This window comes from Thalassospira sp. MBR-102 (assembly GCF_040549275.1).
In the GTDB taxonomy this organism is placed as follows: domain Bacteria; phylum Pseudomonadota; class Alphaproteobacteria; order Rhodospirillales; family Thalassospiraceae; genus Thalassospira; species Thalassospira xiamenensis.
In genome coordinates this window covers 167130-175746 of the sequence record NZ_JBEPTC010000014.1, presented here as the reverse complement: position 1 = coordinate 175746, position 8617 = coordinate 167130, and the positions used below count along the sequence as shown (strand labels likewise).

General features: G+C 54.1%; 8 protein-coding genes. 4 read left to right on the top strand and 4 right to left on the bottom strand.

Annotation, left to right across the window (positions count from 1 at the left end; genetic code table 11):
* Nucleotides 1-185: 185 nt before the first annotated feature.
* Together ABIE64_RS20060 and araD are read right to left on the bottom strand one after the other, a co-directional pair.
* Nucleotides 186-1097, bottom strand: coding sequence for a dihydrodipicolinate synthase family protein (locus ABIE64_RS20060; RefSeq protein ID WP_354378386.1), 912 nt, complete (start codon nucleotides 1095-1097; stop codon nucleotides 186-188).
* A gap of 90 nt (nucleotides 1098-1187) precedes the next feature.
* Nucleotides 1188-2933 carry an L-arabinonate dehydratase gene (araD, locus tag ABIE64_RS20055; protein ID WP_114094859.1) on the bottom strand — a complete coding sequence of 582 codons (1746 nt, stop codon included), beginning with the start codon at nucleotides 2931-2933 and terminating at the stop codon, nucleotides 1188-1190.
* Between the two features lie 346 nt (nucleotides 2934-3279).
* On the opposite strand from araD, the gene ABIE64_RS20050 reads away from it, so the two are divergent.
* The 4 genes from ABIE64_RS20050 (at nucleotide 3280) to ABIE64_RS20035 (ending at nucleotide 7566) form a co-directional block, all read left to right on the top strand.
* Entirely contained in the window at nucleotides 3280-4326 is a 1047-nt protein-coding gene (locus tag ABIE64_RS20050; protein ID WP_354378385.1) for a hypothetical protein, read from the top strand.
* Between the two features lie 138 nt (nucleotides 4327-4464).
* Nucleotides 4465-4890, top strand: coding sequence for a tripartite tricarboxylate transporter TctB family protein (locus ABIE64_RS20045; protein WP_114094861.1), 426 nt, complete (start codon nucleotides 4465-4467; stop codon nucleotides 4888-4890).
* A 26-nt stretch (nucleotides 4891-4916) separates the two neighbouring features.
* Complete coding sequence (locus tag ABIE64_RS20040) at nucleotides 4917-6422, top strand: tripartite tricarboxylate transporter permease (protein WP_354378384.1); 1506 nt, start codon at nucleotides 4917-4919, stop codon at nucleotides 6420-6422.
* Nucleotides 6423-6552: 130 nt separating this feature from the next.
* Nucleotides 6553-7566 (top strand): LacI family DNA-binding transcriptional regulator, encoded by a 1014-nt coding sequence (locus tag ABIE64_RS20035; RefSeq protein WP_040059961.1) that lies wholly within the window; start codon nucleotides 6553-6555, stop codon nucleotides 7564-7566.
* Nucleotides 7567-7572: 6 nt separating this feature from the next.
* Here the strand turns inward: ABIE64_RS20035 and fdhD are convergent, their stop codons facing one another.
* The gene (fdhD, locus tag ABIE64_RS20030) at nucleotides 7573-8373 is read right to left on the bottom strand and encodes a formate dehydrogenase accessory sulfurtransferase FdhD (protein WP_354378383.1); all 801 of its coding nucleotides are present in this window, start codon (nucleotides 8371-8373) and stop codon (nucleotides 7573-7575) included.
* An 8-nt stretch (nucleotides 8374-8381) separates the two neighbouring features.
* Entirely contained in the window at nucleotides 8382-8606 is a 225-nt protein-coding gene (locus ABIE64_RS20025; RefSeq protein WP_071240620.1) for a formate dehydrogenase subunit delta, read from the bottom strand.
* Between the last annotated feature and the right edge of the window lie 11 nt (nucleotides 8607-8617).

Here is an 8617-nt window from a genome sequence, read left to right as displayed (position 1 = left end):
TCCTCGGCGGCCCTGGCAGCCTGATCGACCAGGGCCGGGGTGCCGACCGGGAAGGTATTGGCCGGGCCATGGGCCGGTTCGGACTGGAAGGTCTGATCGCCTGCGACCCATTCGCCAGCAATCAGATGTTTTCCTGTCAGTTTGTAGGACATTGGTGCCTCCTTTGCGCTGGGATATTCCGGCGCTTATTTCACAAGTTTGTTTTCGCGCATGAAGCCGACAAGCTTTTCATGCTGCGCAGGCGTCAGTGGCCAGGCTGACGGCGGACGCGTCGGACCGCAATCATTGCCCAGAAGCTGCAACGCGGATTTAACTCCGGTCACGTTGGTACCGTTCATTTCTTCGGCACGGACATCTTCAAATGCCCGCATTTCCGAAATCAGTTTGCGTGCGGTTTCGTAATCGCCGCCCTCAAGGGCCGCATGGATCGCCATCGAGCGTTCCGGCCACACATTGATCAGACCCGACGTAAAGCCGCGCGCGCCCACCGCATAGAAGGTCGGCGCCCAGACTTCGGCAAGCCCGCCAACCCAGACGATATCAGGATCGCAGGCTGAAATCGCCTCGGCCAGCTTCATCGGATTTGGCGTCGCCCATTTGACACCGGCAACACCTTCAACTGCACATAGGTCGGCAATCGCCTTGGTGCCAATCGTATCGTTGCGAAGATACAGCATCATCGGCAAACCATCCGACGCATCGGCAATGCGTTTAAGATAGTCGACAACACCACGCGGCGCGACAAAGGGATCTGGGGGCTGATGGATCATAAGCGCCTCGGCACCGGCGTCCGCCGATGCCTTTGCCAATGCAACCGCATCGCGAATGCCACGACCCACCCCGGCCAGCATCGGCGCGCGACCATCAAGCATTTCGGCAACCGATCTGGCCATGGTGATGGCCTCGTCCGTGGTCAGCGCATAAAATTCGCCAGTATTGCCGTTTACCACCGGAAAATGGACACCCGCGGCCAGCGCACGATCAATGATCGGGGAGAGTTTTTTCGGCGCGACATCGCCGTTTTCATCATAAGGCGTAACAAGAATGCCGGAAATCCCGGACAGCACGCCACGCAAATCGGCTTTGGAAAGTGCCATTGGTCAAAGTCCCTGAATTCTGTTGGTGGTGGCGCGATGGGTGCGCCACCAGTTTGTCATCGATCATTGCCGGATCAACCAACCGGCGGATCAGAAGATATCCGGCTCACCGGCGGTTTTGCCGAAGTCGGGCGACAGGAAGTCGAAATCACAGCCTTCATTGGCCTGGGTGACATGCTTGCCAAACATCCAGCCATAACCGCGCTGATAGCGATCCTCGGGCTTTTTCCAAGCCGCGCGACGCCGTTCGAGTTCATCTTCATCCACCAGCATGTCCAGACGACGGTTATCAAGATCAAGCTTCACGATATCGCCGGTTTTCAAAAGGGCGAGCGGGCCGCCGATATAGCTTTCCGGCGCAACATGAAGCACACACGCCCCATAAGACGTGCCCGACATACGCGCATCTGAAATGCGCAACATGTCACGATGCCCCTGCTTGATCAGCGCTTTCGGGATCGGCAGCATCCCCCATTCCGGGAATCCCGGCCCGCCAAGCGGCCCGGCATTGCGTAGAACCATCACATGATCGGGCGTGATATCAAGATTTTCGTCATCAACCGCCTTTTTCATTTCCGGGTAGCTGTCAAATACAAGTGCAGGACCCTGATGATTGCGGAACCGTTCATCACAGGCAGCTGGTTTGATCACCGCCCCGTCCGGGCACAGATTGCCGCGCAGCACGGCAAGCGATCCTTCGTGATAGACCGGGTTGGACAGCGGACGAATGACATCGCCGTTATAAACCGTCGCGCCCTCAAGGGTTTCGCCAAGCGTCTTGCCGGTAACGGTCGTAACGCTTGTATCAAGCTTGTCGCCAAGTTCCGCCATCAGGGCGCGCAGACCACCGGCATAGAAGAAATCTTCCATCAGGTAATCACCCTTGCCCGACGGGCGAATATTGGCAATCAGCGGCGTGGTACGGCCAAGTGCATCAAGATCATCAAGATCAAGCTTAATGCTGGCACGGCGCGCCATCGCCAGAAGATGCACCACCGCATTGGTCGAACAGCCGGTCGCCATCGCAACAACGGCAGAGTTTCTTACCGACGCCGGGGTGACGATTTTTTCAGGCGTCAGATCTTCCCAGACCATATCGACGATACGACGACCACACTGGGTCGACATACGGATATGACCGGCATCCGGTGCCGGGATCGACGACGCGCCAGGAAGGCAAAGCCCCATGGCTTCGGCAATCGCGGTCATGGTCGATGCCGTGCCCATGGTCATGCAATGACCATAAGAACGTGCGATGCCGCCTTCGACCCCCACCCATTCCTCGTCACTGATGTTACCCGCACGGCGTTCATCCCAGTATTTCCAGGCATCGGACCCGGAACCAAGGATTTTACCGGCATAATTCCCGCGCAACATTGGCCCGGCAGGAAGATAGATCATCGGCACACCGGCAGAAATCGCCCCCATGACAAGACCCGGCGTGGTTTTGTCGCAACCGCCCATCAAAACCACACCATCAAGCGGGTGCGAACGGATCAGCTCTTCCGTCTCCATCGCCAGAAGGTTGCGATACAGCATCGAGGTCGGCTTGGTGAAAGATTCATCAACCGAAATCGCCGGAAGTTCGACCGGGAAACCACCCGCCTGATGCACGCCTTTTTTGACGTCACCGGAACGTTCGCGGAAATGAGCGTGGCACGGGTTCAATTCCGACCAGGTATTCAGAATTCCGATGACCGGGCGACCTGTCCAGTCTTCCGGATCAAGCCCCATCTGCATCAGACGCGAACGGTGACCAAACGAACGCAGATCGTCGGGCGCAAACCAGCGCGCGCTTCTAAGGTCTTCGGCAGATTTTTTTTGTTTTTCGGACATGGCGTTCCTCCCGTGTATCTGCCCTGCCGGGTGACTATGCACATGCAAACCCGACAGAACAATGCAATTTCATTTATGATGTCATGTATGCGCATACACATCAATGTTGTCAAGTTATCTTACAGGTATTTTCCCGTGTGAAGCCCATACAAAAAGACCAAATATTCCGGGATTGACAGAAGTTAAATCGACTTGTATGAATTTATGTATGCGCTTTCATTAAGCTTGGAATTTTACAGGCAACAATAACAAGAACAAGCAAAGCGCAGGCCTATCGGGAACCACCCCGGCCGGGCATCTCGGGCAAGGAGCCCTTATTCAGGATCGCGTCATTCGGGAGGAAACAATGACCGGACTTTTCAAAACCCTCGCCACTGCCGTCGGGCTTGCAGCCATGCTCGCAGCACCGTCTCTTGCCAACGCAGCCGACCTGCCAAGCAACGTTCGACTGGTCATCGGTTCGAAGTCAACCGGTGGCGACACCTATCAGAACAGCGCAATCATCGCCGAAGCACTTTCGAAAAAACTCGATATCAACGTCAAGGTTGATGCCGTTGGCGTGAGCGAAGCCTTCAAGGCACTTGATCGCGATTCACGTGGCACGACGCTTATGATGTTCCATGACGGTGCCTATATGGGCAACCTTTATGGCGTTCGCGGTTACGACAATATTTTTGAAAAATACAATGTCGGCGCCACCGTCTCGATCAATCCGGGCAACGCATACCTTGTCGCAAAAGACTCTCCGTTCAAATCAATGGAAGACGTCTTTGCCGCTGCGGCTGCCGGACAGCGCATTCGCGTCGCCATTCAGGCTGGTGGCGTTTCGGAAATCGGTCTTTCTGCAATGAAAAACGCAGCAAAAATCATGTATCCGGGCGCTGAAGAAAACATCGTCGCCGTCAATACCGGTTCGCAGGCAGATAAAAACCAGCTTCTGTTTGATCGTCAGGCCGATGTGATCAACGGCTCCGTACAGGCAAACGAACAGTTCACCCAGCTTCCGCAGGACGACCAGAAAGCGATGCGTTTCATCTGGGTAACAGCCCGTGAAAAAACCATCAAACAGGCAAATCCGGAAGGCATGGGCAACACGACCAGCGAAGAATTGCTCGGCTACACCACACCGAATGTAAGCGTCACGATGGACGGCACGAACGACTTCACCTTTGATAAAGAGTTCTTCTTCCTCTTCAACAAAGACATGGATCCGGCAATCGTCGAAACCATCGACAATGCCCTTGCCGAAATCTATGCCGAAGGCAAAATTCAGGAAACCCAGAAGAATTCCTTCTTCATTCCGAACTTCCTGCCATCGAAAGAAGCCTCTGCCTATCTTGAAGATAAAAGCGAAACAATCCGGAAAATCATCTCTTCGATTTCGACGAACTAGCCATTCCCTGTTGGCCCGGCCATCTGCCGGGCCAACAGGAACATCGACAGATGAAGACTATTCCGACAACCGTGCCCGCCGCTAAAACCGACACGTTTTCAGCACATTGGGCAGCGCGGGATAAGAAGGAGATACTTCATGTCACTGGAATCGCTTTTATCAGTGTCCATTGATTTCGATACATCGCACACGGTATTTCCAACCATCGTTGCCATTGTGCTTGGCATTTTACTGGTTGCGATACTGGCAACGCGCAGTCGCGCGATTTTGGCAACGGTTGGCTCCGTCTCCTGGTGGCCGGCCAAAATTGACCATATGCGTTTTTTCGGAACCCTCGCCGGTACCGTTCTTTATTTCATCGCCATGCCATGGGTGGGCGACTTTTATCCGAATACCGGCCTCGGGTTTTATATCTGTTCGATCCCCTACCTGTTTGCCATGAGCGTGCTTTACCTGCAGCAGCGCGATAAGCGGCATCTGCTGATCGCGGGCCTGAATGCCCTGATAGCACCAAGCGTTGTCTGGTACCTGCTGTCGGAACTTTTCAACATATCGCTTCCTTAAGCCAAGAACGACACGAGAGATTTGATATGGATTTTCTTTCCATTTTAACGCCGTTCTTCTTTACCCTGGTTGCATCCGGCACGGTGATCGGCATCATTTTTGGTGCGATCCCCGGGATGACGGCAACCATGGCGGTCGCGGTGTGTTTACCCCTGACCTATTCCCTTGGTCTGGAAAACGGTCTGGCCCTTTTGCTGGGTCTTTATGTTGGCGGCATTTCGGGCGGACTTGTTCCGGCTATTCTTTTGAATATCCCGGGAACGCCATCCTCAATCGCCACCACATTTGACGGCTACCCCATGACCCAAAAGGGCGACGGTGAAAGCGCCCTTCGGATCGCAGTCATTTCATCTTTTGTCGGCGGCATCATCAGTCTGGCGGCACTCTTCTTCTTTGCCCCCGCACTTGCCGACTTTGCGATCAAATTTTCATATGTTGAAAAATTCCTGATCATCTTCTTTGCGCTGACCGTTATGGCAGCACTTAGCAGCAACATGCTCGTTGGCGTTTTCAGTGGCGTGCTTGGTATCTTCCTTAGCCTGATCGGTGCCTACGATATTTCGCGCGGCGGCAACGGCGAATTGCGTCTGGTACCTGAATTTCTGGAATATTACCTTGAAGGTGGCTTCTCGCTGCTGCCGGTACTGATCGGCATCTTTGGCCTGTCGACCATCCTGATCGAAGCCGAAAGTGGCATGAAGGACGAAAAAGGTCTTTCATCGGTCAAGATCGGCAAAGGCAGACGTTTCGATTTTTCCGTATTCAAAGGTCAGTTCGTCAACCTGATACGATCTTCGGGGATTGGTACTTTTGTGGGAATTTTGCCCGGTGTCGGCGGCAGTGCCGCATCGATCCTGGCCTATAGCCAGCAAAAAAACTTTTCAAAAAATCCGGAACGCTTTGGCAAAGGCGAGCCTTCCGGCGTCATGGCATCGGAAAGTGCGAATAACGGCCTGACCGGCGGCGCGCTGGTACCGTTGCTTTCGCTTGGCATTCCCGGTGATTCGACAACCGCCATCCTGATCGGTGCCTTCACCTTGCAGGGCATTCAGGTCGGCCCCCTGTTTATCGGCAACAATCCGGTAACCTGGGATGCGATGATTGTTGCCATGCTTGCAGCAAACATCGTGATGCTGATTGTCATGATCTTTGCCATCCGGCACATCGCCAAGGTGGTGATGATCCCGAAAAACATCCTGTTTCCGATCATCTTGATGATGTGCGTTGTTGGCGCATACACCATCAATTACGGCGTGATGTTTGATGTCTGGACGTTGTTGATATTCGGTTTGTTTGGCTACTTTGCCCATAAAGTCGGCTTGGAAATCGCCCCCTTCATCATCGGTTTTATCCTTGGTCCGTCGGCGGAAATCTATTTCGTCAAAAGCATTGAATCGTTTGGCACGCTCTCGATCTTCTTCACCAAAAGCTGGATCGCGGTTCTGTTGTGGATACTGATTGCACTTTCCGTCTGGTTCTCGGTTGCAATTTCTCGCAAAAAGAAACGGGACCTGACGGCATCTGGCAATTAAGATAAAACGCGATTGCCATCCAGTGATGCCAATGTGCCGGTGCCCTCGGATCAAGCCGATGCCAAGGGCGCCTTCACAAAATGACTTCAACAGAGAAACCGTTTTGCCGAAAAACGAAACATCGCACACAATGTCTCAGAACAAAGAACACCATTCGGGCACCGTAACGATGGAATCCGTCGGGCGACTTGCCGGTGTGTCGCAGGTGACGGTTTCGCGTGCCCTTAACGATCCGTCCAAAGTCTCCGCAAAGACACTCCAACGCATCAAAGATGCAATCGAACTGACCGGTTATGTGCCAAACATGGTAGCCGGGGCCCTGGCATCCAAGCGAAGTCACCTGATTGTTGCCCTGATCCCGTCCATCACCAACTTCGCCTATTCCGAATTCATCAAGCATTTCATTCAGGTGATGCGCGGGCATGGCTATCATGTTCTGACTGCTGAAACCGGCCTTTCGATGGAAGAAGAAGAATCGGTCCTCGCAACCATGCTAAGCCGCCGCCCCGATGGCATCATGATGACCGGGATCAATCATTCGGCAAAATGCAAACGGATGCTTCTGGGATCCGGAATTCCGGTTGTTGAAATCTGGGACATGACGGAATCCCCGATTGATACCTGTGTTGGCTTTTCACATGCAAAATCGGGCGAAGAAACCGCGAAATTCGCGCATAAAAAGGGCTATCGCAATGCGCTGGCCATTTCGGCCGCCGACGAACGTGCGCTGCGACGTAAGGATGCTTTCTGCGAAACCTTTCGCAAGCTAGGCAACAATCCCGTCAAAGAGATATGCCTGGATAGTCCCGCCAGTCTGGAACTGGGACGAAAGTCGCTTGCACAGGCTATTGATGAGGGCTTCCAGAACGGCGTTGTCATGTGCAGCTCCGACCTGCTGGCGCATGGGGTCATCATCGAAGCACAGACACGCAATCTGCGCATCCCCGAAGACATTGCAGTGATCGGCTTTGGGAACCAGAATTTTGCCGCTTTCACAGTACCAAGTTTGACATCGCTTCACGTTGACCGGGCTTATCTGGGCTCTCAGGCGGCGACAGCCTTAATGGCACGCATCGACAAAAAGCCGCTGCAAAAAAACTGCATCGATATCGGATTTGAAATTGTCGAACGGGATTCCGCCTGATTTGGCTTAGGCAAAACGCCGGAACAAACCGCGCCGTTCGCGACAGATCATTGTCAATCCCGCCTGTCGCGCCAGATTGACCGCGGTTAATGTCGGCCCCGAAAGGGTTACAAGTCCGCCCACCCCGCATTGCACGGTTTTGGTGACGATTTCATATGAACAGCGGCTGGTCATAAGGATGAAACCACCGGCTTTATCAACACCCTGACGCACCACCGCACCAAGAACCTTGTCGAGCGCATTGTGACGCCCGATATCCTCGCGCACAATGCGGACGGAGCCAGTCGCATCGACAAAGGCACTGGCATGCAAAAGACCGCCGCCTTCGCGGTTGCGTGTCTGCTGATCGGGAAGGGCGTCAATCGCACCAAGCACGATGTCTTGTGGCATATTTGAAGGCGTCACCTTACCGATCCGGTCCATCGCCACCGCCTCAAGCGACTGCACCCCGCAAAGCCCGCAACCCGAACGCCCTTCAAGAGTGCGCTTACGGATTGCAAGCCGGTCCAGAATATCCTCATCCAGATCGGCCTCGATCACATAACCCTGCAAGGTTTTCCGCACATCACGCAAATTGATCTGCCCGGCATGATCGGCAATGCCTTCGGACAGGGCAAACCCGATCATGAAATCTTCAAGATCGTGCGGCGACACCATCATTACCGCGTGGGACGTGCCATTGAACGTCAGTGCCGCCGGGATTTCCGGCTGCAGGATCATCGGTGCATCACCAGTGCCATCGCCGCGCGTCACGGCACGCGCCGGATCATGGTCACGGCCATCAATGATGCGATTTGCCGATGTCATTTTTGCTGTCACGCCGGTTGTTTGACCTTGCGGATCAATGGGACGGCTTCGATCACCAGCGGATGGAAACCGCCATTGCCTCTTTCGATCATGTCAAAAAGCTGCTTGCGCATGCGCGGTTCCCAGAAATCGCTGATATGCCCGGCCACCCCCTCGACCCCTTCGGCGTGGGGTTTTGATGTGAAAAAGGTCGCGATCTGATTGGCCATATAGACGAGTTTGTCAGGTTCCATTAACGTTTAAT